The organism is Mesorhizobium sp. M0601, assembly GCF_040320845.1.
In the GTDB taxonomy this organism is placed as follows: Bacteria; Pseudomonadota; Alphaproteobacteria; order Rhizobiales; family Rhizobiaceae; genus Mesorhizobium.
Map to the genome: position 1 here is coordinate 1 of NZ_JAMYQK010000025.1, position 23459 is coordinate 23459.

The 23459-nt window shown below is 62.7% G+C and carries 30 protein-coding genes and 2 pseudogenes; 14 read left to right on the forward strand and 18 right to left on the reverse strand.

Going from position 1 to position 23459, the window contains the following annotated elements; translation table 11 throughout:
- Nucleotides 1–185, forward strand: a pseudogene (gene groEL / locus NKI41_RS20880) (chaperonin GroEL); the annotation flags it as partial.
- Nucleotides 186–278: 93 nt separating this feature from the next.
- Here the strand turns inward: groEL and NKI41_RS20885 are convergent.
- Complete coding sequence (locus NKI41_RS20885; protein ID WP_352684914.1) at nucleotides 279–878, reverse strand: TetR/AcrR family transcriptional regulator; 600 nt, start codon at nucleotides 876–878, stop codon at nucleotides 279–281.
- Between the two features lie 95 nt (nucleotides 879–973).
- Between NKI41_RS20885 and NKI41_RS20890 the strand changes: the two genes are divergently transcribed.
- The 3 genes from NKI41_RS20890 to NKI41_RS20900 are packed head-to-tail and all read left to right on the forward strand — an operon-like array spanning nucleotide 974 to nucleotide 2893.
- Nucleotides 974–1984 carry a zinc-dependent alcohol dehydrogenase family protein gene (locus NKI41_RS20890; protein ID WP_352684916.1) on the forward strand — a complete coding sequence of 337 codons (1011 nt, stop codon included), beginning with the start codon at nucleotides 974–976 and terminating at the stop codon, nucleotides 1982–1984.
- Between the two features lie 59 nt (nucleotides 1985–2043).
- Nucleotides 2044–2490 (forward strand): OsmC family protein, encoded by a 447-nt coding sequence (locus tag NKI41_RS20895; protein WP_352622135.1) that lies wholly within the window; start codon nucleotides 2044–2046, stop codon nucleotides 2488–2490.
- A 16-nt stretch (nucleotides 2491–2506) separates the two neighbouring features.
- The gene (locus NKI41_RS20900) at nucleotides 2507–2893 is read left to right on the forward strand and encodes a nuclear transport factor 2 family protein (protein ID WP_352569753.1); all 387 of its coding nucleotides are present in this window, start codon (nucleotides 2507–2509) and stop codon (nucleotides 2891–2893) included.
- Between the two features lie 26 nt (nucleotides 2894–2919).
- On the opposite strand, the gene NKI41_RS20905 is transcribed toward NKI41_RS20900, so the two are convergent.
- Both NKI41_RS20905 and NKI41_RS20910 read right to left on the reverse strand, forming a co-directional pair.
- On the reverse strand, nucleotides 2920–3531 hold the full coding sequence (locus tag NKI41_RS20905; protein WP_352684918.1) for a LysE family translocator: 612 nt from the start codon (nucleotides 3529–3531) through the stop codon (nucleotides 2920–2922).
- An 86-nt stretch (nucleotides 3532–3617) separates the two neighbouring features.
- On the reverse strand, nucleotides 3618–4037 hold the full coding sequence (locus tag NKI41_RS20910) for a nuclear transport factor 2 family protein (protein ID WP_352684920.1): 420 nt from the start codon (nucleotides 4035–4037) through the stop codon (nucleotides 3618–3620).
- 171 nt (nucleotides 4038–4208) lie between these two features.
- On the opposite strand from NKI41_RS20910, the gene NKI41_RS20915 reads away from it, so the two are divergent.
- Nucleotides 4209–5129 (forward strand): AraC family transcriptional regulator, encoded by a 921-nt coding sequence (locus NKI41_RS20915; protein WP_352684922.1) that lies wholly within the window; start codon nucleotides 4209–4211, stop codon nucleotides 5127–5129.
- A 34-nt stretch (nucleotides 5130–5163) separates the two neighbouring features.
- Here the strand turns inward: NKI41_RS20915 and NKI41_RS20920 are convergent, their stop codons facing one another.
- The 7 genes from NKI41_RS20920 to NKI41_RS20950 form a co-directional block, all read right to left on the reverse strand.
- The gene (locus NKI41_RS20920; protein WP_352685019.1) at nucleotides 5164–5505 is read right to left on the reverse strand and encodes a YkgJ family cysteine cluster protein; all 342 of its coding nucleotides are present in this window, start codon (nucleotides 5503–5505) and stop codon (nucleotides 5164–5166) included.
- Nucleotides 5506–5555: 50 nt separating this feature from the next.
- Nucleotides 5556–5720 carry a hypothetical protein gene (locus tag NKI41_RS20925; RefSeq protein ID WP_023722752.1) on the reverse strand — a complete coding sequence of 55 codons (165 nt, stop codon included), beginning with the start codon at nucleotides 5718–5720 and terminating at the stop codon, nucleotides 5556–5558.
- 1 nt (nucleotide 5721) lies between these two features.
- Entirely contained in the window at nucleotides 5722–6129 is a 408-nt protein-coding gene (locus NKI41_RS20930) for a hypothetical protein (RefSeq protein ID WP_352684925.1), read from the reverse strand.
- Complete coding sequence (locus NKI41_RS20935; RefSeq protein ID WP_023677608.1) at nucleotides 6129–6356, reverse strand: hypothetical protein; 228 nt, start codon at nucleotides 6354–6356, stop codon at nucleotides 6129–6131. Before NKI41_RS20935 ends, NKI41_RS20930 begins: the two co-directional genes overlap by 1 nt.
- A gap of 490 nt (nucleotides 6357–6846) precedes the next feature.
- A complete protein-coding gene (locus NKI41_RS20940) occupies nucleotides 6847–7056 on the reverse strand; it encodes a cold-shock protein (RefSeq protein ID WP_010915421.1) in 210 nt (69 codons plus the stop codon).
- Between the two features lie 425 nt (nucleotides 7057–7481).
- Nucleotides 7482–8273: an SDR family oxidoreductase gene (locus tag NKI41_RS20945; RefSeq protein WP_352684927.1), complete on the reverse strand. Its 792-nt coding sequence runs from the start codon at nucleotides 8271–8273 to the stop codon at nucleotides 7482–7484.
- Between the two features lie 66 nt (nucleotides 8274–8339).
- Complete coding sequence (locus NKI41_RS20950; RefSeq protein ID WP_352616790.1) at nucleotides 8340–8801, reverse strand: RidA family protein; 462 nt, start codon at nucleotides 8799–8801, stop codon at nucleotides 8340–8342.
- A 97-nt stretch (nucleotides 8802–8898) separates the two neighbouring features.
- Here NKI41_RS20950 and NKI41_RS20955 point away from each other — a divergent pair, with 97 nt between their 5' ends.
- Nucleotides 8899–9750, forward strand: coding sequence for a LysR family transcriptional regulator (locus tag NKI41_RS20955; RefSeq protein WP_352684929.1), 852 nt, complete (start codon nucleotides 8899–8901; stop codon nucleotides 9748–9750).
- Nucleotides 9751–9768: 18 nt separating this feature from the next.
- Here the strand turns inward: NKI41_RS20955 and NKI41_RS20960 are convergent, their stop codons facing one another.
- A complete protein-coding gene (locus tag NKI41_RS20960) occupies nucleotides 9769–10524 on the reverse strand; it encodes an SDR family NAD(P)-dependent oxidoreductase (protein ID WP_352684931.1) in 756 nt (251 codons plus the stop codon).
- 77 nt (nucleotides 10525–10601) lie between these two features.
- Complete coding sequence (locus tag NKI41_RS20965; RefSeq protein ID WP_352684933.1) at nucleotides 10602–11270, reverse strand: glutathione S-transferase family protein; 669 nt, start codon at nucleotides 11268–11270, stop codon at nucleotides 10602–10604.
- 147 nt (nucleotides 11271–11417) lie between these two features.
- On the opposite strand from NKI41_RS20965, the gene NKI41_RS20970 reads away from it, so the two are divergent.
- Nucleotides 11418–11597, forward strand: coding sequence for a CsbD family protein (locus NKI41_RS20970; RefSeq protein WP_254820647.1), 180 nt, complete (start codon nucleotides 11418–11420; stop codon nucleotides 11595–11597).
- Between the two features lie 63 nt (nucleotides 11598–11660).
- Here NKI41_RS20970 and NKI41_RS20975 read toward each other — a convergent pair whose 3' ends face one another.
- The gene (locus NKI41_RS20975; RefSeq protein WP_352472656.1) at nucleotides 11661–12791 is read right to left on the reverse strand and encodes a metallophosphoesterase; all 1131 of its coding nucleotides are present in this window, start codon (nucleotides 12789–12791) and stop codon (nucleotides 11661–11663) included.
- Nucleotides 12792–12910: 119 nt separating this feature from the next.
- Between NKI41_RS20975 and NKI41_RS20980 the strand changes: the two genes are divergently transcribed.
- Nucleotides 12911–13504 (forward strand): hypothetical protein, encoded by a 594-nt coding sequence (locus NKI41_RS20980; RefSeq protein ID WP_352684935.1) that lies wholly within the window; start codon nucleotides 12911–12913, stop codon nucleotides 13502–13504.
- Nucleotides 13505–13563: 59 nt separating this feature from the next.
- On the opposite strand, the gene NKI41_RS20985 is transcribed toward NKI41_RS20980, so the two are convergent.
- Complete coding sequence (locus NKI41_RS20985; RefSeq protein WP_352684937.1) at nucleotides 13564–14157, reverse strand: TetR/AcrR family transcriptional regulator; 594 nt, start codon at nucleotides 14155–14157, stop codon at nucleotides 13564–13566.
- Between the two features lie 150 nt (nucleotides 14158–14307).
- On the opposite strand from NKI41_RS20985, the gene NKI41_RS20990 reads away from it, so the two are divergent.
- Nucleotides 14308–15102, forward strand: a complete 795-nt coding sequence (locus NKI41_RS20990) for an NIPSNAP family protein (RefSeq protein WP_352684939.1) — start codon at nucleotides 14308–14310, stop codon at nucleotides 15100–15102.
- A 47-nt stretch (nucleotides 15103–15149) separates the two neighbouring features.
- Here the strand turns inward: NKI41_RS20990 and NKI41_RS20995 are convergent, their stop codons facing one another.
- Genes NKI41_RS20995 through choX form a run of 3 tightly spaced genes read right to left on the reverse strand, consistent with a single transcriptional unit; the run spans nucleotide 15150 to nucleotide 18399 of the window.
- Entirely contained in the window at nucleotides 15150–16598 is a 1449-nt protein-coding gene (locus NKI41_RS20995; RefSeq protein WP_352684940.1) for an amidase, read from the reverse strand.
- Between the two features lie 8 nt (nucleotides 16599–16606).
- The gene (locus NKI41_RS21000; RefSeq protein WP_352684942.1) at nucleotides 16607–17467 is read right to left on the reverse strand and encodes an alpha/beta fold hydrolase; all 861 of its coding nucleotides are present in this window, start codon (nucleotides 17465–17467) and stop codon (nucleotides 16607–16609) included.
- Nucleotides 17464–18399: a choline ABC transporter substrate-binding protein gene (gene choX / locus NKI41_RS21005; protein WP_352684945.1), complete on the reverse strand. Its 936-nt coding sequence runs from the start codon at nucleotides 18397–18399 to the stop codon at nucleotides 17464–17466. Before choX ends, NKI41_RS21000 begins: the two co-directional genes overlap by 4 nt.
- A gap of 123 nt (nucleotides 18400–18522) precedes the next feature.
- Here choX and betI point away from each other — a divergent pair, with 123 nt between their 5' ends.
- The 5 genes and pseudogenes from betI to NKI41_RS21030 all read left to right on the forward strand — a co-directional run bounded on the left by betI (nucleotide 18523) and on the right by NKI41_RS21030 (nucleotide 22804).
- Nucleotides 18523–19125 carry a choline-binding transcriptional repressor BetI gene (gene betI / locus NKI41_RS21010; RefSeq protein ID WP_352501904.1) on the forward strand — a complete coding sequence of 201 codons (603 nt, stop codon included), beginning with the start codon at nucleotides 18523–18525 and terminating at the stop codon, nucleotides 19123–19125.
- A gap of 112 nt (nucleotides 19126–19237) precedes the next feature.
- Nucleotides 19238–19995: pseudogene (locus NKI41_RS21015) on the forward strand (SDR family NAD(P)-dependent oxidoreductase).
- Between the two features lie 264 nt (nucleotides 19996–20259).
- Entirely contained in the window at nucleotides 20260–21657 is a 1398-nt protein-coding gene (fumC, locus tag NKI41_RS21020; RefSeq protein WP_352588580.1) for a class II fumarate hydratase, read from the forward strand.
- Between the two features lie 159 nt (nucleotides 21658–21816).
- Nucleotides 21817–22251 (forward strand): DoxX family protein, encoded by a 435-nt coding sequence (locus tag NKI41_RS21025; RefSeq protein WP_352501902.1) that lies wholly within the window; start codon nucleotides 21817–21819, stop codon nucleotides 22249–22251.
- Nucleotides 22252–22390: 139 nt separating this feature from the next.
- A complete protein-coding gene (locus NKI41_RS21030) occupies nucleotides 22391–22804 on the forward strand; it encodes a DoxX family protein (RefSeq protein ID WP_352588583.1) in 414 nt (137 codons plus the stop codon).
- A gap of 18 nt (nucleotides 22805–22822) precedes the next feature.
- On the opposite strand, the gene NKI41_RS21035 is transcribed toward NKI41_RS21030, so the two are convergent.
- Nucleotides 22823–23452 (reverse strand): hypothetical protein, encoded by a 630-nt coding sequence (locus NKI41_RS21035; RefSeq protein ID WP_352684947.1) that lies wholly within the window; start codon nucleotides 23450–23452, stop codon nucleotides 22823–22825.
- Nucleotides 23453–23459: the final 7 nt, after the last annotated feature.

Consider the following 23459-nt stretch of genomic DNA (forward strand, 5'->3'; position numbering starts at 1 on the left):
TGGGTATCGTCGATCCGGTCAAGGTTGTGCGCACGGCTCTGCAGGACGCGGCCTCGGTCGCCGGCCTGCTGGTCACCACCGAAGCCATGATCGCGGAGGCTCCGAAGAAGGAGTCGGCTGGCGGCGGCATGCCTGGCGGCATGGGCGGCGGCGGCATGGGCGGCATGGGTGGCATGGATTTCTAATCCAGCCAATCTCGCAAGCTTTCGGAAAGGGCGGCAGCGATGCCGCCCTTTTTGTTTGCTTCATAGCGGGCTGCCCCGGCTCAAGCGGCGATATCAATGCACCGCGGCAGTGGCACTCTTGGCCGGCAAAGCGCCCTCAATCAGCGCCGCGACCTCATCGGCTACCGCCAGCACCGGGGCGCGGTCGTGGGTGGCGCGTGCGATCACCATCAGCCCTTCCAGCGATGATTCGACCAGCAGTGCCAGCGCATGCGCGCGGCGCTCGGGCACCCCTGCCCTGACGAAGGCCGCCCTGAGCAAGCCTATCCATTGCTCGAAGGCGGAGCGGCACAACTCGGCCAGTTCCGGCATGTCGATCGGCGAGTCCAACACCACGGGCGCGATCGGGCAACCGAGCGTGAACCGATTGTCTTCCAGCATGCGCGCGACCGACTGGTAGATGTGGTGGACGGCCACCGCCGGGTCCTTTTCGGCTGCAAGGGCCTCGCCCAGCCTTTTCGAGACGTCCTCGACGCTGTCGCGCGTCACCTCGATGACCAACTGGTCCTTGCCGCCCGGAAAATGAAAATAGAGCGAGCCTCTCGGCGCGCCTGAGGCGCTCAATATGTCGTTGAGCGAAGTGCCGTGATAGCCGCGCTGCCGAAGCAGGCGCCCCGTGGTCTCGAGTATGCGGGTACGGGTGTCGTTCGCCATGTCAACCTCTGTCAGGAGTGAGCATTATAGACCTTGCCTCGAATATGACAATCGGTCTACATAATATGTAGATCAGTCTACATATCGAGAGGCAAATGCGCAGCTATCGTCTTGAAGGAACCTGCGGGACCAAGTGCCTGGTGATGCGCGACGAGGCGCAGCCGACGCCGAAGCCGCACGAGATCGTCGTGCGTGTCCGCGCCACCGCGCTCAACCGCCGCGATACGATGATCCTCAACGGCACCTACCCGCTGGCGCCGCGCCAAGGCGTTATCCCGCTGAGCGACGGCGCCGGCGAAGTCGTTGCCGTCGGCGAGGCCGTCACCCGCTTTGCCGTCGGCGACCGCGTCACCGGCAGTTATTTTGCGCGCTGGATCGATGGCCGCATCAATGCCGGTCTGATCGACCAGCTTGGCTGCACGCTGGACGGGATGCTGGCCGAATACGCCGTGCTCGACGAGCAATGGGCGGTGCGGCTTCCCGATCATCTCGACTGGCATCAAGCGGCGACACTAACCTGCGCCGGCCTGACCGCCTGGAATGCCGTGACGGCGGCCGAAATGCCGAAGCCCGGCCAATGGGTTCTTGTCATCGGTTCAGGTGGCGTCGCGCTATTTGCGCTGCAATTCGCCAAGCTGCTCGGCTGCCGTGTCGTGGCAGTCAGCTCGCGCAACGAGAAGCTGGACCGGCTGCAGGCGCTGGGCGCCGACCTCGTCGTCTCGACCGCCGACATGCCGGAATGGGGTGCTGCGGTACGAGAGCAGACCGGCGGCATCGACCTCGTCGTCGAGACCGGCGGCCCGCCGACCTTCGGGCAGTCGATGATCGCCTGCGCGCTTTACGGGCGCATCGTGCTTCTCACCATACAGGATGCGAAAGGCGGGACGGTGCAGATCCCCGGCCCGGTCTACCAGCGCAGCCTCGCCACCATCAGCCGCCTGTTCGTCGGCAATCGCACCAACCTCGAAGCCATGCTGCGCGCCATCTCGGTGCATCGGCTTAAGCCTGTCATCGACAAGGTGTTCGCCTTCGACGAGGCCAACGACGCCTATCGCTATTTCCAGCAAGGCGACGTCTTCGGGAAAGTGGTCGTCGACAGCGCCTGACTGGTTCGCCCCAAAATCTGATCGACCCCTCAAATCAAAGGAGAGACACAATGACCATTATGACCATTCGTGAAGCCGAGGCCCAATGGCAGGGATCGTTGAAGGAAGGTTCGGGCCGGCTGAAGCTCGGCAGCGGCGTCTTCGAAGGCGCCTACTCGTTCCCGTCGCGTTTCGAGAACGGTCCCGGCACCAACCCCGAGGAATTGATTGCGGCGGCGCATGCCGGCTGCTTCTCGATGGCGCTGAGCGCCGTCCTCGGCCGCGAAGGTTACACTCCCGCACGCATCCACACGATCGCGAAAGCGCATCTCGGCGCCACCGCGGCTGGACCGACGCTGACCCGTATCGAGCTGGAAACCGAGGCAAGCGTCGCCGGGCTGGCGGCGGGGGAGTTCGAGCGGCTGGCGCAGACGGCCAAGGAGAGCTGCCTCGTGTCGCGGGCGCTGGCCGGCGTCGCAGTGATCACGCTCAAGGCCCGCCTCATCGAAACCGCTACCGATCACTGAAGGGAAGGAATATCCAATGACACAGGAACTCGTCATCGACATCGCCGCCGCCAAACGCTCCGCCGAAACGGCCGAGATCATGCGGCGCTACAACGACGTCTTCCAGCGCCACGACCCGTCGGCGCTCGACGATCTGGTGGCGGAAGATTGCGTGATCGAAAACACCACGCCGGCCCCGGACGGCGCCCGCCGCATCGGCAAGGGCGCCTGCGTCGAACTGTGGTCGGCGATCGCAACCGGACCCGGCACGCGCTTCGACATTGAAGAAACTTTCGTCGCCGGTGATCGGGCGACGATCCGCTGGCGCTACTGGATGGCCGACGGCAATTCGCTGCGCGGCGTCAACCTGATGCGCGTGGCGGACGGGCAGATTGTCGAGGCCATGGGCTATGTGAAGGGATAGATTTGCGCTGCCCGCGACCTTCCTGTCTACCGGTCCGCCAGCGCCAGTTTGGCGCCGAGCATGACAAAGGCTCCGGCGAAGGTACGGCGCATCCAGGTCAGCACCTTTGGCCGCGACACGACATGGCTGCGGATTGACGCCGCGAAAACGCCGTAGCCGACAAAGACCACGAAGGTGAGCAGCATGAAGATGCTGCTGAGTTCCAGCATCTTCGACAGCGCATGCGGTTCGGTGGTGCTGACGAATTGCGGCAGGAAGGCAAAGAAGAAGATCGACAGTTTTGGGTTGAGGATGTTGATGAGGATGCCCGAAGTGATCACTTTGCCGGCCGAGCGCGGCGCAACATTTTCTTCGACGCTCAGGCCACCCTTCTCCTTCAGCGTGTTCCAGGCCATGTAGAGCAGGTAGGCGACGCCGAGATATTTCAGCGTCTCGAAGGCGACGGCACTGGTGTGCAGCAGCGCCGCGAGGCCGGTGATGGCGGCCGCCATGTGCGGAATGATGCCGAGCGTGCAGCCGAAAGCGGCAATGATGCTGGCGCGCGCACCACGCGAGAGCCCGGCGCTCAGCGTATAGAGAACGCCGGTACCGGGCGAAGCCACGACAATCAGCGACGTCAATAGAAATTCGATGCTCACGGATGGTCTCCCGGTGCTGGCCCTGCCGCCGGCAGCGTAATCAGCGAAACGTGCGGGCACAAGCCAACCTGAGAGCCTATGCGCATTCAGATCATGCTGTTGGCGTGCAGCTTGCTATCGGCAATAGGCTGCCGAACTTCCCAGTGTTCGACCAGCTTGCTGTCCTTCAGCCTGAAAATGTCGACAATGGCCAGGCCCTCCTCCTCCGGTTCGCGTTTTGCGTGCATGTGCACAATGACGAAATCCCCTTCTGCAAAAATCCGCTTCACCTCTCCCCTTACGAGGGGAAATGACTGTTTGAGCTGCTGCAGATAGGCTTTGAAGCCGTCCGCACCATCCGCAATGTTCGGATTGTGTTGGATGTAGCGTTCGCCAAAATGCATCGAAGCAGCTTCGATGTTGCCCTGGTTTACCGCTTTGTCGATGAAGTCCAGGACGATCGTCTTGTTGGTCTCGAGCGAATTATGGATCTTGGCTGGAACTGGATTTGATGGTTCGTCACGCATGTTTTTGCTCCTTCAGGTGCCTGCTTCTGCCCGGTGTGGACGGGAGCGTCCGCAGGCCGATATTGCCAACATGATCAGCCACGCTTGTGAGACGGTCGATACGCTATTCGCCTAGATTCTTATCCAATCGTCTAATATCGTCAATCTGGTTATCGGCGGAGGATGGTTCTCATGGATGCCTTGTCCGAAGTTCTTGCTTCGCTGAGATTTGGCAGCGCCATGATCGGCAGCGCGACCCTGCATCGGCCCTGGGGTATTTCGGTGGATCCGACAAGGAATGCCGCCATCCACGTCATCCAGAACGGCGAATGCTGGCTGCGGTTAGCCGGTGAAAGGGAGCCGATCCGCTTAGGCGAGGGAGATGTCATCCTTGTCGCGAGCGGTATCGGGCATACCCTTTGCAATCCGGCGGATGCACCGACGGCATCGATATCCGCCGTCCTTTCCGCGAATCGGAGCGGAGCGGAACCGAAAAGCGAAAGCGGCGCGACAACTCTTCTTTGTGCTAGATATTCACTCGACGGCGTCGGGCCATACCCGATGGTTTCGCTGCTTCCTCCGCTGATCCATTTGACCCGAAATCAGATTGGCACCAGCGAGCCGCTGCGGCTTGCCCTGGAACTTCTGCAGGTCGAAGCGAAAGGCGATCTCGGCGGCCACGACATTGTCGCCCCTCGCCTTCTCGACAGCACGCTGATCTTCTTGTTGCGTGCCTGGATCGAACATCAGCCACTCGGAACAGGGGGATGGTTTGGCGCCTTGCGCGACAAAGGCATTGCGCAGGCTTTGCGCCTGATCCACGAGCGGCCGGGCAATCCCTGGACCATCGCTTCCCTTGCCAGCGGCGCAGCACAATCGCGGGCCACCTTCGCGCGTCGCTTCGCTCAACTGGTAGGACAGCCGCCGCTGTCCTATGTGACCCGGTGGCGGATGAACCTTGCCGCCAGGGCTCTGCGGGAAACGAACCAGAACATTGGCGAGATCGGGCGCGCCGTCGGATATGAATCGGTGCCGTCGTTCTCGCAGGCATTCAAACGATTGACCGGACGATCGCCCGGCCTCTACCGCAGCGACTTTCGCGCATCTGATTGACGAAATTCAAACTGGGACGCCAGCCCGAGGGCCGTCATTCAAGCGTCGGCAGACCGTGAGCCCGACGCGCGATCAGGCAGTCGTCATCGCCCGGCATGCAGGCGCGGCAGACGTCGGGGCGGATGTCGTAGATGCCGCAGGCCGTTGACTTGCCGACCTCGCCGCACAGTGCCGAACAGCGCGCGCCGTCGCAGCGCATACCGGCTTCGTCGGCAGCCACGTATTTTTGCGGGATAAGGTCGAGCTGCGCGTCATCCTCGGTGGAGAAGCGCGGCCATCTGGACGAGTAGGCGCAGCAGGCGCCACAGGTCTGGCAATCGAAGGCAACCGGACCGGCGCCCTCTCGTGGCGACGAAAACTCCTCTGCGACCGCCAGGGCAAGCAGCCTTGGCGCAGATTTCCGGCCGGCATTTTGCTGCAAGGACGCTATTTCTTCTTGGGCTTGCGCGGCGGTGCTTCCGCCGGCGACCTGAACAGATCGGTGCCCGCCTCGGCGGCTTCGCCGGTTTTTGGCGCGGCCGCCGGCTTGGCCGGCTTCACGGCGGCAGCAGGCGCTGCCGGCTGGCCCTTGGCGGAAAACTTGATTGCCATATCAATCCTCGTCAGAGAAACGCGATGATGGCGCATTCGGATTGCGAAGGCGGCCGATGAGCGCCGAAACGGCCGTGATGTTCATTTCTTCGGGCGACCAGTTCCTGGCTTCCTCGATGTGCCGGGGCGCCAGTTCGCGATGCGTGCTGCCGCTGTAGGCAGCATCCGGATAGGTCACGCGCTCGTGCGTCTTGGCGTTTTCCCGGACATATTCGATCAGATAATTGGGGCATTCGGCGCGGCCGCGCACGCCGAGCCGCACCTGAGCATCGCCGTGGGCACGCCGGCAGCGCTCAAGCTTTTCGAGCACGCGCCGGACATATTCGACCGGCTTGTCTAGTTCACCCACGACATCGGCGATGGTCGAATCGGCGGCGATCGCCTTTTGAGGCACGCGTTTGGTGGCCATCAGCGTTTGCCTGCGCGTTTTGGCGAGGCTGCGAGCGCAACCGCCGCCGCCATGTCGTCGGCTTCCTTCTCCAGGCGCAATTCGCGCAGCCGCGCGGTCTTGGCTTCGCGGGCCTGGCTGACGGCATCCCGTTCGGAATTGATGCGGTCGAGCGACATCGACTGGGTCCGCGTCTTGCTGAAAATGGATTCGGCCTGGTCGCGGGGTTTTTTTGAAGTTGCGGTCAAGGTCTTTCTCCCGGTTCGGAGCACGCCGCCGAAAAGTGGCGAGACTGGTCTTTCGGCCAGGATCCCGCACAAAGCAATACGGCAGCCGGTTTCAAATTGCTGGAACGTCCTTAGAGACCGTTTGGAAATTCTACTCTGACGGCCATCTGATGGGGTTTTCTGCGCTTCCGGTGCTCACGGACCCAAATGTCCGCTGCGCTCCGGTTCTCGAAACCACCACCATATGACTCGCCGGAGCGAATTTCGAAACAGCCTCTTAGCACGTCCGGGCCGTCGAGCAGCGCTCTTTCGGCGGTCGAAGCGCAAAAATGAAAAAGGCCAGGCACCGCCTGACCTCCCATGAGAACGCCTGCGCATCCCGAGAGACGCGCAAGGGAACGTTCTTCTCATGCGCATGAGCGGGGACTTAACCTCCCCGCCACCATGCGCTGGAATTTGCCATTCACCGGTGCCAGTACATCCGTGGTCACCGGTGAGGCTTAATTCCGTTTTAGGCCGCCTTCAACTGGTCGGCGGACATCTTGCCCGACTTGTTGTCGCGGACCATCTCGTAGCCAAGCTTCTGGCCCTCGACGATGTCGCGCATTCCGGCGCGCTCGACGGCTGAGATGTGGACGAAAACGTCGGCAGAACCGTCGTCAGGCTGAATAAAACCAAAACCCTTGGTGGCGTTGAACCATTTAACTGTGCCTGTGCTCATAACGAACCCTTTCCATGGCAAATATTCGTTCGCCGTCATGCGGATGCACAACAACGTTTGTCTCGATTTTGATGGGGGAAGTTCGCCAAAGGCGCGCCTAAGCACGCGGATAACAAAAGTCGGTCAAACAAATATCGACAAAGTTCTTATAGACTTCTTTGCGCCTTATGTCAATTTTTTTGATTTGTCACACTCGCCGAGGGCGCCGCGACTGCCCGTGCAGGCATATTGGAGAGCGAAAGCCGGGCGAGCCGAAGCCACTTAGCCGGGAACCATTTTGGCGCCGGAGCATTCTCTTCGGTGTCGAAAGCCGTTCTCGAAAGAGCGATCTTGAGAAAAGGCGGACGACAAACAGGACGCCCCCCGCGCAGATAAAAGGCACGAGGGACGTTCCTGTGTGATGCGACCATTCGCGCCGCCTGCCCTCACAGCATGCCGCGGCTGAGCCCGCCATCCACCGGCAAAGCCACGCCGGTGATATAGGCAGCGTCGTCGCTGGCCAGGAATGCGGCAACCGCGCCGAATTCCGCGGGGGCTCCATAGCGCTTTGCCGGGATTTCGGCCTGACTCTCGGCGGCGATCACAGCAGCGTCGACACCCCTGTCGGCGGCGTCCATCGCGTCGAACTGTTTCGTCCGGTCCGTCGCAAAACGGCCAGGCAGCAACAGGTTGACGGTGACGCCGTCCGCCGCCACTTCGCCGGCCAGGGTCTTGGCCCAGCCGGCAAGCGACGCGCGCAACGCATTCGAAGCGGTGAGGCCGGGGATCGGCTCGCGGACGGACGTGGAGGAAACGGCGATGATGCGCCCCCAGCGCCGCGCCCGCATGCCTCGCAGGAAAGAAATGGCGATACGCATCTGGCTCAGCACCATGCTGGTGAACTGCTTCTCCCAGGCGCTCGCATCGAAGACGCTGGCCGCGAAGGGCGGCGGGCCGCCGCCATTGAGCAGGACGATGTCGATCCGCTGATGCTCGTCCTCGATGGCACGGATCAGCCGGGAGACGCTGTCGTTATCGGAAAGATCGGCGCTGAAGGTCGAGCAGACGGGGCCGGCGGACTCGATCGCGCGCCGCGCCGCATCCAGGGTCTCCTCCCCTCGTCCGACCAGGATGATCTCGGCGCCTTTCGCCGCGAGCGCTTCGGCGACGCCGAAACCCAGGCCCTTGCCTCCGCCGAGAACCAGCGCCTTCCGCCCCTCAAGATTTGTACTTATCAAGCCAAGCCTCCTCTGGTTTCACTGCGCACTCCCGGATAAGCCCTGAGTGCATGCTTTGGGCGTGCATCAGCGGACATGCACAATGGCGTCGGCTTCGACCGGAACATTGGCCGGCAAGCCGGCCATGCCGAGCGAGCAGCGGGCATGCTCGCCACGCTCGCCGAAAACATGGAGCAGAAATTCGGATGCTCCGTTGCCGACCTCCGAATAGGCCGCAAAGCCGGCCGCCGCGTTCACATAGACGGTCAGCTTGGCGAATCTCACGACGCGGTCGAGATTGCCGTCCAATTCCTTGTCCAGCCAATAGACGATGTTGGCCGCGCAGAGCCGGGCGGCGTTCCGCGCCGCGGCCAGATCGATCTCTGCGCCGACCTGGCCGATCGCAGCGATCTCCTGCCCGATCTCGGGGATCTGACCGGAGACATAGACGATGTCTGCGACCCGAACCGTCGGCGAGAACGGCAAAGCGGGCCGATCGAGCGACGGCCAGGCGACACCGAACTCCTCAAATCTTCGTCTGTAGGACAAGGTGGCTGCTCCTGTTTTCGTTGGTGCGAGCGGACCTTGAATTCAGATCGGGCTTTCGGATAGCCTGATAGTGCTGACACAGCTATCAGGAATTCTTATGACCGGAGATATCGACGTCCGGCTGCTGCGCGCCTTCGTCACCGTGGCCGATACGGGAACGGTGAGCCGAGCGGCCGATCGGCTTGCCCGCACCCAGGCGGCGGTGAGCATGCAGCTTCAGCGCCTCGAAGGTGAAGTCGGCGCCGAGCTGCTGCGCCGCTCGCCGCGCGGCGTGACGCTGACCGAGGCCGGCGAGATCCTGCTCGCCTTCGCCCGCAAGGCCATCGCGATCGGTGACGATGCCAGGCGCGAGATAGAAGGCCGCAGGCTGGTCGGCCGTGTCCGGCTGGGCATCGTCGAGGATTTGGCGATAACGCGGCTGCCGTTGATCATCGCCGAATTCCGCCGCCGGCATCCTTCCGTGGAGATCGAGCTGACGTCGGCCAGCAGCAGCGATCTCAGCAAGTCGCTGGGCGAAGGAAGATGCGACATCGTCATGGCCGATCCGGCGCGCTTCACAATGGCGCCGCGAGGCCATGTGTCACGACAGCTGGTCTGGGCGGCAAGCCGCATGATCGAGATCGATGACGAGGTCGAGCTTCCGCTGATCATCTTCGAAGGCGCCTGCTCCTGGCAGGACAGAATGCTGGCCTCGCTCGCCGAGGCCGGAATCGGCTGGAAGATCGGCTGCCGCGTGTCGACTTTCGCGACGCTGATCTCGGCGCTGAGGGCCGGGCTTGGCATCGGCCTTCTGCTGCAAGAAGGACTGCCGCCCGACTGCCAAAGCCTCAACGGACGCTTCAACCTGCCGCCGGCGCCGATGGCGGATTTCGGCGTCTACCTCGCGAGGGACCCGTCGCGGCTGGTCGAGGAGTGTGGCGATTTCCTGCGAGCGGGATTCGAAGCGTAGCGAAATATCTGACGCCGTTCACCGTTCCTGGTCGGTCGGGCGGATGACGATCTCGTTGACGTTGACATGTGCCGGCTGGCTCACGGCGTAGAGAATGGCCGCGGCGATGTCCTCGGCGGTCAGCGCCTCCATGGCGGCGAGCCGCTGGTCGAGCCCGGCCTTCGCCGCCGGGTTGGTGACATGGTCGCCGAGTTCGGTGCGCACAAGGCCAGGCTCGATGACGGTGACGCGAACCTTATCGGCATAGACTTCGCGGCGCAGCGATTCGGAAAAGCCAACGACGCCGAACTTGGTTGCGGCATAGCCGCTGGCGCCGGGATTGGCGACGCGGCCGGCGATCGACGAGACATTGACGATGTGACCCTTGGCGGCCCTGAGATGCGGCAGCGCCGCCTTGGTGACGCCCATCAGCGCCAGCAGGTTGAGCTCGATCATGCGGCGCCAGTCGTCGAGCAACGCCTCGGCGGCCGGCGACAGAAGCATCACCCCGGCATTGTTGACGAGGATGTCGAGGCGGCCCCATTCGGTGACAACCTTGTCGACCATGGCGGTGACATCGTCGTTGCTGGTGACGTCGGCCTCGATGCGGAGCGCCGTGCCGCCGGCCTTTTCGATACGTGCGGCCAGCGCTTCGAGACGATCGGCGCGGCGTGCGGCAATCGCCACCTTGGCCCCGGCGGCTGCGAGCGCCACAGCCGTTGCCTCGCCGATGCCCGAGGAGGCGCCGGTGACGAGTGCGACCTTGCCGGCCAGTGCGGAAGAAACAGCTGTCATTGTGAAATCTCCAAGGCCCCTGCCCGATCTTCAGATAGGCCGCGGGCCGCGAAGTGGAAGACCGGCTTTGCTTGGTTCTACTCGTCTGGGCCGGGCTCCGGCCAAGGCTCTTTCGCCGCCTCGGCATACCAGTGGCGCATCGCCGGCATCGAAAGCACGGCGTCGACATAGGCGCGGGTATCGGTTGCCAGCGTGCCACCATAGGTGTCGAAGCGGGTGACGACCGGCGCGTACATGGCGTCGGCCGCGGTGAAATGGCCAAACAGGAACGGGCCGCCTTTGCCGTGCTTTTCGCGGCATTGCCGCCACAAATCCTCGATGCGCGCCCGTTGCGCCTCACCTTCGGCGTCGAGCGGCCTGTGGCCTTTCGGCCGGCGCAAATTCATCGGCCAGCCATAGCGGACCTCGCGAAAGCCCGAATGCATCTCTGTCGCCGCCGAGCGGGCCAGCGCACGAGCGCCGATGTCGGCCGGCCAGAGCTTTTTCTCGGGAAACAGCTCAGCAAGATATTCAAGGATGGCAAGGGTTTCCCAGACGATCCGGACCTCGCCATTCGGCAGCCGATGGTTCAGCACCGGCACCTGGCCGGTCGGCGATATCCTGGCCAGATTGGCCGCGGTCTCGGGCGTGCGCAGGCGCACAAGACCTTCCTCGAACGGGACCTCCAGATGCTTCATCGCCAGCCACGGCCGCAGTGACCACGACGAAAAACACTTGTTGCCGATGAAGAGCGTGAATTCAGCCATTGTCCCTCCGGCCCTGTCTGTTCGGGCGTTCTGGTGCACCCTATCCTGTCGGCTTCGCGGCCGGAAGCTATCCCAATCGACGGGCAGAAGCCGGAACCTAAGCGATCCGCGACCGTTTCTCCAGGCGAACGGTCCAGGAGATGCGAGATGGTGAACAAGGATCAGGTTGCCGGCGTTGCCAAGCAAGCCAAGGGCTCGGTCAAGCAGACCGCCGGCAAGGCCACCGGCAACAGGCGCACCGAGGCCGAAGGCGACGTCGACAAGGCCACCGGCAAGATGCAGAAGGCTTACGGCGACGTGAAGGACAAGGTGAAGAAGGCGCTTTGACGCCGGCCCTTCGTGAACCAGGAAGAGGCGGCTCGGCCGCCTTTTTTGGCCCTCTCCTGCCCGTCAGAAAGTCAGGCTTTTGCTGTATGCATTGGTGAAGGTGACCTCGCCATGATCTCCGGCGGCTTCGCCCAGCACCACATCCATGCTGTTTCCCGTCACCCGCGCCAACGCAAAGCCGCCCATGAAGGCGGCCTTCGGCTTGAACAAGTCGACCCCGTCACGGTGGTAGATCATCGGCGTCGCGTGCTGGTGGCCATGGAAGATGCCGACGACGTTGTAACCCTTCAGCACAGCCAGCAGCGCCTGCCTGTCGGCTTCGCTCCACCAGTGGGGCGGACCCTTGCCGCCGTCGTCGAAGGTTTTCTCGGCGGCGTCCCATCTTTCGATCGAAAAAGTATCCCAGCCATAATGCTGGAACAGGATGACCGGGCGGCCGTCGCCGGCATAGGTTGCCAGGTCCTGCTTCAGCCATGGCAGGCTGCTGGTGGCGCCATGGCCGGTATCGCCGGCGAAACGGTGCGTCTGGACAAGATGCAGGCCGCCCCAATCCCATGAATAGCAATCGGTCCCGACATCGTAGTCGGTCGCCGGCGCAGGCGGCTTGAAGAACACGCCGGGGCGGTGGTTGACCTCGACGTAGTCGCGCATTTCGCGGCGGTACCAGTCGACATGCGAGCGCGGGCCGTTCTGGTCGAGGTCGTGGTTGCCGAGGCCGACATAGACCGGCATGTGCACGCGGTCGGGGCCGACGCCTTGCTGGTAGCGCTGGCTGAACTGAAGCAGTTGCGTGCCCTCGCTGGGCTGGGTGATCTGGCCGCCGCCATCATCGGTGATGTCGCCGCCAACGACCAGGCCGAGCGGCGTGCCGATGTTGCCCGTCGAGCGCAGGCCGGTGGCAACGCCATCGATTTCAGCCGGCCATTGCCTGTCGCCGACGCCGTTGAGTGCGGCGACGTTGCGCAGCAAGGCAGCGTCGGTCTTGCCCTCCTGCTCGCAATGCGGGCTCAATCCGTTCGCCGTGCGGCAGGCATGGACATCGGCGATAAACAAGAAGGTGGCGTCGATCGGCGGGATGCGCTGGCCGGTCTGGCCGAAGGCCGGGTGCGAAACGGCGCCGGCCGCGGCAAGGCCCGCTGCCTGCATCAGGAACCTGCGCCGGGAAACCGGCCGGGCGGGAATGCGATGCATCATGCGCTAAAATTCAGCACGACGGGGACCGGCAGTCCAGTTGCTCGTAAAGTATGTCGACACGTTCTCCCAGGTCTGGCATTGCTTTCGGCATTCAACTTGCGCGGGCAAAGGAGGACGCCATGAAAGCTACATCCATCGGCATGACAATGGCGATTCTGGCGGTGACGAGCGTAGCGCATGGCGCCGGGTGCATCGACGCCAAATCGGCCAAGGCCGGCTTCATTCTCGAAAGGCCCGGCATCCGTAGCGAATTTCGTCCGGCGGCGGGCGGAATGGTTGCCGTGGCCAACAAATACCAGTCCCAATCGCCGCAGTCGCAGTACCTGTTCGGCGGGCTGATCGAGGTGTTTCGCGATAGCAGCACGGGGCAGCTGGCGATGATCCCGTTTTCCGATCTCAGGAAGGTGTTCCCGCTGAAGGCGGGTGCCAAGAGCAAGATCGTGTTTGCCCGTCTTGCACCGAACAAGCCGCCGAAGGGCACCGAGACGCTGGAGATCAACGTTAAGGGCAAGGAGACGTTCAGCCTGGGTGATTGCAAATACTCGGTACTCGCGGTCAAGCAGACGATCAGGAGCGAGGCCGGCGAGACGCGGGACGAGTTCACCGCGCTTTACGCACCCGACCTGCAGGCAGTTGTGGCCAGGCGCTATGACGAGGGCACTAGCGCCGAAAGCGTGGTCGGCTACGAGCTGATCAAGCCGCTGCCGAATTAAGAGCTCGGCCTCCCGCCTCGGTCGCGATATCAGCGACTGCGGCCTTTGTCCTGCCAGCGTTAAAGCGCTCTGTGCAGTATCCTGCGACGTCGCCTCGTGACTCCCTGTTCCAATGCCATCAGGCAATCGCGCAACACGCTTGCGTCCTGCGCGGTCTTGGCCATCGACATCGCGCCGGAATAGGTGGCGACAGCCAGCGCCGCGAAGCGCTGCGGATCGATGCCCTGCTCCCGGCCCGCCTGCTGGTCGGCCCTGATCTTGTCGACGATCGCCTGACGCCAGGCCGAAAAAATGCTGGCAAGGGCAATGCGGAAATCCGGATCGGCAAGCGACAGTTCATGCGCCAGATTGTTGAGCGGGCAGCCGCGCACGAAACCCTGCCGCTCCAGCTCCGCCGCGACGGCCGCGAACACGGAGCGCACGCCCTCGCGCGCTGAGGGAGCCATCCGCACCGGCGCGATCCATGTCTCTTCGACCGCGGCGGCGACCCGCTCCTCGATCACTGCAAGCGCCAGCGCCTTCTTGGTCGCGAAATGGTGGTGCAGCGCGCCACCGGTGACGCCCGCAGTCGCCATCAGGTCGCCCATGCTGGACGCATGATAGCCGCGTGCCTGAAACGCCTCCTCGGCGACATCGAGCACCTTTTTGCGCATGCCTTGGGGGTCGTTGGTGCGTTTTTGAGCCCGCGACCTTGGGCGAGCGGATATCTCTGCTGACATCTTCACACGATAGCAGATTGACAAAACAGGACAACCGGTCTGTTTTGTAAAACAGGATGACTGTCCTGTTTTGGAGATCGCGCAATGGACCTGCCTTTGAACGTCGGTTCTAAATCCGATATGCTCACCTCGCCCGTTGTCGAACTCAGGCAATACACGCTGAAACCCGGTAGGCGCGAGACGCTGATCGGCATCTTCGACAATCACCTGATCGAGAGCCAGGAAACCGCGGGGATGACCATCATCGGCCAGTTCCGCGATCTCGACCGGCCGGATATGTTCGTCTGGCTGCGCGGCTTCGACGGTATGGAAGCGCGGAAAAACGCTCTGACCGCCTTCTACGACGGGCCGGTCTGGGCTGCGTGGCGCGACGCCGCCAACGCCACGATGATCTCATCCGACGACGTGCTGCTGCTGAAGCCGGCCTGGCCGGGCGCGAGCCTAGACCTCTCGGGATCGAAACGATTGCCCCAGGCGGACCTCGAAAAACCGAGCGCAAGCAGCGATTTGCAGGCAATTGTTGTCATCAGGATTCATCATTTGCGACCGGGCCTGGAAGCCCGTTTCGCCAACGACTTCCATACCGCGGCCCTTCCGGTGCTCGCCGCATTTGGCGCACGGCCGCTTGGCGCCTTCGTTACCGAACATGCCGAAAACAGCTTTCCGCGGTTGCCGGTGCGGGCCAGCGAAAACGTCTTCATCAGCATCACCGGTTTCGCCAGCGCCGAAGCGCATGCCCGCCATGAGGCAGCCTTGGCTGCCTTCCCGAGATGGCAGGAATTCGAGCAGGCCACGCAGTGGGAATTCGCCAAGCCCGTGGAGGTTCTGCGCCTGGCGCCGACGGTGCGGTCGCTGCTCGGACAGCCAACGCCGGCGTGACCAATGCCGTTGAAAGCCACCTATGTGCACTGAACCCTCTGTCTAGTTCACACCTGAAAATGCCTCGCATAGATCACCTGGTAACGCGTGGTCCATGCGGTTGCCTGCTCCAGGTCAAGGCAAACGCGCAGCAGCCGGTGATCCTCGTTCTTGCGGCCAATGAGCTGGATGCCAATCGGCAGGCCGTCTTTCGACTGGAAAAGCGGCAGGCTGGCGGCCGGTTGGCCGGTGACGTTGAAGATTTCTGTGAAAGGCGCAAAGCCGTAGGCCCGGCTCGCCCAAGCCTCGTAATCGAAGAGAGCACCATCGCCATGGATGGCGCCAAGCCGGGGCGTAGGCTCGGCCGTCGTCGGTGTCATGATCAGGTCGAACCCATCGAACGCCATCGCCATCGCCAGCGAAGCGCTGTGCACATGGTCCTGCGCCCTGAGATAGTCGGCGGCCGAAGACCGCCGAAAACGGTCGAGCGCGTGACGAGTCAGGCTTTCGATTTCGCCGGCCCCCGGCATCCGCCTGATCTCGTCGGCGCGCTCGTCAACCAGCCGCGCGACCTCCGACATCCAGAAGATGCTCCAGTCCGCTTCGGCGCTGGCTTCCCGCGGGAAACGCGCCTCTGTGACCTCGTGCCCCCTGTCCTCGAGGAGGATCATGGCTTCCTGGAATTTTGCCCCGATCTCGGACGCGACGGGCGTGCCGTCCGGCCGGCGCGCCAGGCATGCGATGCGCAGACGCTCGCCGGGCGAAGACAGCCAGTCCAGGTAGGACGGCACCGATTTGGACACGGAGTAAGGCGCTCCTTGCTCTGGACCGGCAGTCATGTCCAGCATGGCGGCGCTGTCGCGAACGGTGCGGGACAGCACGTTCTCGGCGTAGAGCCCGGCGCCGACCTGACCTCGACCAGGCCCGACAGGCGTGAGCCCGCGCGACGGCTTCATGCCGAACACGCCGCAACAGGCAGCCGGCACCCGGATCGATCCGCCGATATCGGAACCGTGGGCGACCGGCACCATGCCGCTCGCCACCGCGGCAGCAGCTCCGCCGCTTGAGCCGCCCGCCGTCAGCGAAGGATCCCAGGGGTTCGAGGTCGGGCCGCGAAAGCTGGGTTCGGTGACGAAGTCGTTGGCAAATTCAGGCGTGTTTGTCTTGCCCAGCAAGATCAGACCGGCGGCCCGCCAGCGCTGGACGATCTCGCTGTCGGGCTTCGGCGCGGCATCCTTGAAGTAGAGCGACGAGTGCGTCGTCGGCCACTCCCGTACATTGACGCCGGTGTCCTTGACCAGGAAAGGAATGCCGGCGAGTGCCGCCTGCCGGTTGCAGCTTGCCGCGACGGAAAGCGCCCGGTCCGCATCGATCAGCGTCACGGCATTGAGGGCGGGATTGATGCTTTCGATCGCTTCGATAGCCGCCTCGACGACCTCGACGGCGGATAATTCGCCCGAGCGAACATGCCCGGCCAGGGCGACGGCATCCAACGCCACGTATTCGGAAAGATTCATGACTGCTCTCAGCCCGGACTACCGGTCGCTTCGGCTGTCGGCTGGGGTCCAGCTTTGGTACCGATCTTGAAATACCGGCCGATGGCTGCCGCGACCAATGCCGGATCCTCCCAGTGCGGGTTGTGTCCGCATCGCACCGCGCTCACGAAAGCGGCGCTAGGGATTTCTTCGAGGAGCCGCAGTTGGTGCGTTTCGTCGAAGAGCAGGTCGTGCGCGCCAGCAATGACAAGCGCCGGCAGGCGCAGCATGCGCGCCTTGTCGGTCAGATCGATGCGCCGAACCTGCTCCAGGATTGCGCGCCAGAGTGCCGCCGGCATGGCTGACGCCTCCTCCGCAGTCATGGTCAGGAATTCCGCTGGAACCTCGGCCTCGCAGGCATGCCAATAGTCATAGAACGGATCGGCCGGCGATATCGGGTCTCGAAGTGCCCGCACACCAATGGTCATCGGGTGATCCTCACCGATCTGCGGCCGCAGCGTTCCGGCCATCAGCACCAGGCCGCCGATCATCTCGGCGTAGCGCGCGGCTGCCTCGATCGCCACCATACTGCCCAGGGAATGCCCGACCAGAACCGGCCGCTCGAGCCGCAATCGCTCGATCAAACTCGCCACATCTTCCGCGAAATCCGCCGGGGCGAAGCCGCGTGTCCCGGCCGGCGAGGCGCCATGCCCGCGCAGGTCTGGAATGACAAGCCGGCGCCCGGCGAGATGCGGCGCCAGCAAGGAGAAGCTGCGGCTCGTGTCGGAGAAGCCGTGCACCAGCACCAGCGCGGGCTCCTGCCCGGCGATTTCGACGCAGGCCGTTTCAGTGCAGCCGGCACCGACCCTGCGCTTGCGGCCGTTCCAGCCCGCCTGATCGGCCGATATCACAGGCCGAGCTGCTGCTTGACTGCGTCGAGCGCGGGCTTGCCATCGAATGTGGTGACACCGGCAAGCCAGGCGCCGAGCCTATCCGGATTCTCCTTGAGGGCCTTCAGGCCGGCTTCCTCCGGCTTCATACCGTCATTGATGAGATAGCCCATGCCGAGATTTTCGAAATCGACATCGAAGGCGAGGTTCTTCAGCAACTGCCCGACATTCGGGCATTGCTGCAGATAGCCCTTGCGCACCTGCGTCGTCACCGTCGCGGCGCCGAAGTTCGGACCGTAGAACTTGTCGCCGCCGCTCAGATATTTGAAGTTGTACATCGTGTTCATTGGATGCGGCGCCCAGCCCTGGAAGACGATGAAGCGCTTTTCCTTGATCTCGTAGCCGACCTCGGAAAGCATGCCGGCTTCACTTGATTCGACGACCTGCCAGCCATCGAGGCCGAGCGACTTATCGGCGATGGCGTCCATCATCAGCTGGTTGGAGCCCGGCTCGATGCCGTACATCTTCCTGCCGAACTTGTCGGCGAACTTTTGCAGGTCGGCAAAATCCTTGACGCCGGCTTCCCAAACGTAAATCGGCACGGCAAAGGTGTATTTGGCGCCGACGAGATTGACGCGCACATCGTCTACCGAGCCGTCCTTCTTATAGGGCTCGTAGTAGGTGATCATCGCCGGATCCCAATAGCCAAGGAACACGTCCAAGTCATTGTTCTTCAATGATTCATAGATGACGTTGATGCCCAGAAGCGAGCTTGCCGGCTTGTAGCCGAGCGCATCGAGCAGGACGCTGGTGACGCCGGTGGTGAAGGCAAGGTCGTTCCATCCAGGCTCGGCCATGCGCACGACCTCGCATTGCTCAGGTTCAGCCGCAAAGGCCGGCCGGATCGCCAGCAGGACGCAGAGCGAAGCGCCTATTCCAAGGCTACGAAGCATTTCGGTTCTCCTCATTTCACCAACGACGTTGACCATTCGGTTTTTAAATTGTCCCAACGGTCAATCATTGATCTCGGCGGACAAAAATGTCAACGTCGGTTTTCGATGCATGGATCCTGGCCCGTGAAACTCAAGCGTCTCAGCGACATACGCCGCAAGGAGCTGCGGCAAGCCGCCTTTGCCGTGCTTCAGCGCGAAGGCATAGCTGGCGCGACCATAGAAAAAGTGGCGGCACAGGCCGGTGCGTCGAAGGGCATCGTGCTGCACTATTTCAACAGCAAGCGGGAGCTGTTCGAGCATGCCATGCGCGAATCGAACCTGGTGCTGCGGCATGCGGTGGTCGAGCGGCTGAGACAGGCGCGCACGCCAATGCAACGGATAGAGGCCATCATCGAAGGCAATTTCGAGCCGCATCTCTTCCAGCCGTCCCTCTGCCACGCTTGGCTTTCGCTTTGCGCGGAGGTGCCGCGCGACGAAAAGCTTGCCCGCATCCAGAAGGTGATCCATGCGCGCATGCGCTCCAACCTGCTATCTGGCCTGCGCGGTCTGGCGCCGGCACGCGATGCTGACGAGATCGCTTTCGGCGTCACCGCCCTGATCGACGGGCTGTGGTTGCGGCTTGGCCTGCAGCCAGGCAGCGTCACGCGTGAACAGGCCATTCATCAGGTCAAGGATTTCGTCGCTACGCGGCTGGCTGTTCGGCGCGGTGCAGCCGCTGCCGAATAGACAGGCGCATCAGCCGAAAGTTCATATTGTAGGATAGGCCGGCGGCTTGACCACAATTGGCAACGGCGCTGTTCTGCTTATCAGACAAGACGGCAATGCGCGGGAGTGTTGGATGAGACTAGGCGGCAAACGGGCACTGGTCACCGGCGGCTCGGACGGGATCGGGCTGGCAATCGCCGAGGCTTTCTTGCGCGAAGGCGCGGACGTGCTGATCGTCGGCCGCGACGGCAAAAACTCGACGCCGCCCGCAAGCAGCTCGGGGATAATGTCGACACGCTGTCGGCCGATTTGTCGGCCATTGCCGGCATCTATGCCGTGGTCGAGCATGCCAGGCGCGGCCCACCTGTCGATATCCTCGTCAACAATGCCGGCGTAGCGTTCCTTGTGCCGTTCGAGACCGTCAGCGAGGACCAGTTCCAGCAGTCATTCGCGCTCAACGTCACGGCGGTATTCTTTCTCACCCAACGGCTGTTGCCGCATCTCGCGCCGGGTGCGGCTTCGGTGATCAACATCTCGTCCTATTTCGCGCACAAAATGATCCCGAAGCGGCCGTCCAGCCTCTATTCGCTGTCGAAGGGCGCGCTCAATTCGCTGACCAAGTCGCTCGCCTTCGAGCTCGGGCCGCGCGGCATAAGGGTCAACGCGATCGCGCCCGGCACGGTCGACACAGCGATGCGGCGCAGGTCGATCGAAAACCTGCCTGAGGCCGCGCAAGTCGAGCTCAAGGCCTATGTCGAGCGCAGCTATCCGCTCGGCCGCATCGGCCGGACCAGCGACCTTGCCGGCATCGCGGTCTATCTCGCCAGCGACGAAGCAGCATGGACCAGCGGCGGAATCTTCGCCGTGGATGGGGGACACACGGCGGGGTAAGGTTGCGATCTCCCCCCTCGAGGGGGAGATGGCCGGCAGGCCAGGAGGGGTCGTCTCGCGTGGAACACCAGCCTGTTCCGTCCGCTATGGGAGTTGCGTCAAGACCTACCGCCCCCCTCTGTCGCCTTCGGCGACATCTCCCTCTCAAGTGGGGAGATTGCCAGCACCTTCAACCGATTTGCATTCCCGTCACCCGCAATCTCCGCTTGAAGGCATTTGTGCAACGCGATACGCCGTTTGCAAATTGCAAACCGGAGAGACTTCGTGAGCGCGCCAGAGACCAGAACCGAAACCGACACGTTCGGTCCCATCGAGGTCGCCGCCGACCGCTATTGGGGCGCGCAGGCGCAGCGTTCGCTGGCCAATTTCAAGATCGGCTGGGAGAAACAGCCGGCCTCGATCGTTCGGGCGCTGGGCATCGTCAAGCGGGCGGCAGCGGAGGCCAATATGGAGCTGAAGCGGCTCGATCCGGCGATTGGCAAGGCCATTATCGAGGCCTCGCAGGAGGTCATCGACGGCAAGCTGAACGAGCATTTCCCGCTGGTCGTCTGGCAGACCGGCTCAGGCACCCAGTCCAACATGAACGCCAATGAGGTGATTTCCAACCGGGCGATCGAGCTTTTGGGCGGCGTCATGGGATCGAAGAAGCCGGTGCATCCCAACGACCACGTCAACATGAGCCAGTCGTCGAACGACACCTATCCGACGGCCATGCACATCGCCTGCGCCGAGCGCATCACTCACGACCTGCTACCGGCGCTAAGACATTTGCATACGGCACTCGAGGCCAAGACCAGGGCTTTCGCCCACATCGTCAAGATCGGCCGTACCCACACGCAGGACGCGACGCCGCTGACGCTCGGCCAGGAATTCTCGGGCTACGCGGCGCAGGTCGCCTCGTCGGTCAAGCGCATCGAGATGACCCTGCCCGGCCTGCAGGAGCTAGCACAGGGCGGCACCGCGGTCGGCACCGGCCTCAATGCGCCGGTCGGTTTTGCCGAAAAGGTGGCGGCGCGCATCGCCGCGATCACCGGCATCGATTTCGTCACCGCGCCGAACAAGTTCGAGGCGCTGGCCGCCCATGATTCCATGGTCTTCTCGCACGGCGCCATCAATGCCTGCGCGGCGGCGCTGTTCAAGATCGCCAACGACATCCGCCTGCTCGGCTCCGGCCCGCGTTCGGGCCTCGGCGAATTGTCGCTGCCGGAAAACGAACCGGGCTCCTCGATCATGCCGGGCAAGGTCAATCCGACCCAATGCGAGGCGATGACGCAGGTTTGCGTGCAGGTGTTCGGCAACAATGCGGCGATCAGCTTCGCCGGCAGTCAGGGCCATTTCGAGCTCAACGTATACAATCCGCTGATGGCCTATTGTTTCCTGCAATCGGTACAGCTGCTGGCCGACGCTTCCGTGTCGTTCACCGACAATTGCGTCGTCGGCATCGAGGCCCGCGAAGACAACATCAAGGCAGCACTCGACCGTTCGCTGATGCTGGTGACGGCGCTTGCGCCGACGATCGGCTACGACAACGCCGCCAAGATCGCCAAGGCGGCGCACAAGAACGGCACCACGCTGCGCCAGGAAGCGCTGGCCACCGGGCTGGTCAGCGAAGCCGATTATGAGCGGCTGGTGCGGCCGGAGGACATGACGCATCCAGGCTAGGGCGTTGATATGCCTGGATCTCAACACCCATGTTGATCGCGAAAACGTTACCTTGGTGAACAATCCGTAACCAATCTGGCATCTTTGGTGAACAGTCGGCCTGCGCTAACTAGACGGGTATCCCAAGCCGTTTGGCCAAACCCTTCTGGAGAGTTACGCATGTCCACCAACACGTCCGCCAATACTTCGTTTGCCGGTTCCGGCACCGCCGCCGGCGCCTCGGGCACGATCCTGCTCGGCCGCATCCTGCTTTCGGTCATCTTCCTGCTTTCCGGTTTCGGCAAGCTGACGGCGATTGCCGGCACCGCCGGCTATTTCGGCAGCCTTGGCCTGCCGCTGCCGATGGTGACCGCCATTGTCGTCGGCCTTATCGAACTGCTTGGCGGCCTAGCCATCCTGGTCGGCTTCCAGACCCGGATCGTCGGCTGGGTAATGGCGATCTTCACCGTCGCCACCGCGCTGGTCGCCCACACCGGCTGGGCCGATCAGATGCAGATGATCAATTTCATGAAGAACCTCGGCATTGCCGGCGGCTTCCTCGTGCTCGCCTCCTCGGGCCCAGGCGCGTATTCGATCGACGCCAAGCGCGGCTGAAGCAGTCCAGCATTTCCTGAACAAAGGGGCGCGGAATTTTCCGCGCCCCTTTTTCGTTGTCGTTTGTGCCTGTCGGTCCGCTGACCGGAATTCTGCTAGGATCGGGCTCTTGGCCACCCGGCCGACAACGGAGGTTACCATGCCCCGCAATGCGCTGCTTTTGCTTTCCCGACTGCTGTTCGCCGCACTGTTCGTGCCGTCCGGCTTCCACGCGCTGACCGACATTGCCGGCACGACCGGCTATTTCGCCGGCCTTGGCCTGCCGCTGCCGACGCTGGCTGCCTGGGGCACCGGGCTGTTCGAACTGATCGCCGGGCTGCTCATCCTAGTCGGCTTCAAGACGCCGATCGTGGCGCTGCTGCTCGCCGCCTTTTGCGTCGCGACAGCGTTCATCGGCCACTATGGCCAGGGCGGCGGCGATCCGACGCTGACCTTCATGCATTCGCAGATGCTGATGAAGGACATCGCGATATCAGGCGGTTTTCTGGCGCTGGCGATGGCTGGCGCGGGTGCATGGTCGGCCGACGGCCGGATGGCTGCAGGGACTGGCTAAGCTGCCGCCCGGCTCGGCTCATTTGCTGTCGAGAAAGACGAACTCCGCAAGCCTGGTTATGTTTATGGGCTGAGAGAGGAAGCCCCCATGCCCCATTCGGCCGACGCTGATGGTCAGGCAAACCTGTCTGCTTTGTACCGCGATCGGCAACCATTCATATCCATATTGATCTGCGCCCTTGGGGGAGTAGCTCCGAAGATTGCTGTCAATCGCGACATACAGGTAGTTGCGCAGTTGGATCAGGCTTGCCCTCTTAACGTATGGCAACAGGTCGATTCGGCCCGCGACAGGCTCAAGAAAGTTGCCGAGGGGCTGATGAACGGACACGGTTCGATCGACAGCGCCAGGACAGAGATTAACGTCCGCATAAAACGTGTTCATCGAAATCGATCTTTGAAATTTGATCATTTCGTCGCTTATTCTAAATACAAAATAGTTTATCTTTTGTCCGCCTTTAGGTTTTAGAAAACCTGTGAGCAAATTGAACAGTGTTTTTCCGTCTGCGGCTTTTGGATAACTCTTGTCAAACTCAAACGCGCCTTTTGCAGCAACGGAAACCTTGGAAACCGTCTGAGCTCTGGCCGCGTCGAAAATCAACAATGGCAGGATGGAAAGCAGCAGCAGCAGCAGGATTTGACTGGATTTCACGATCTTC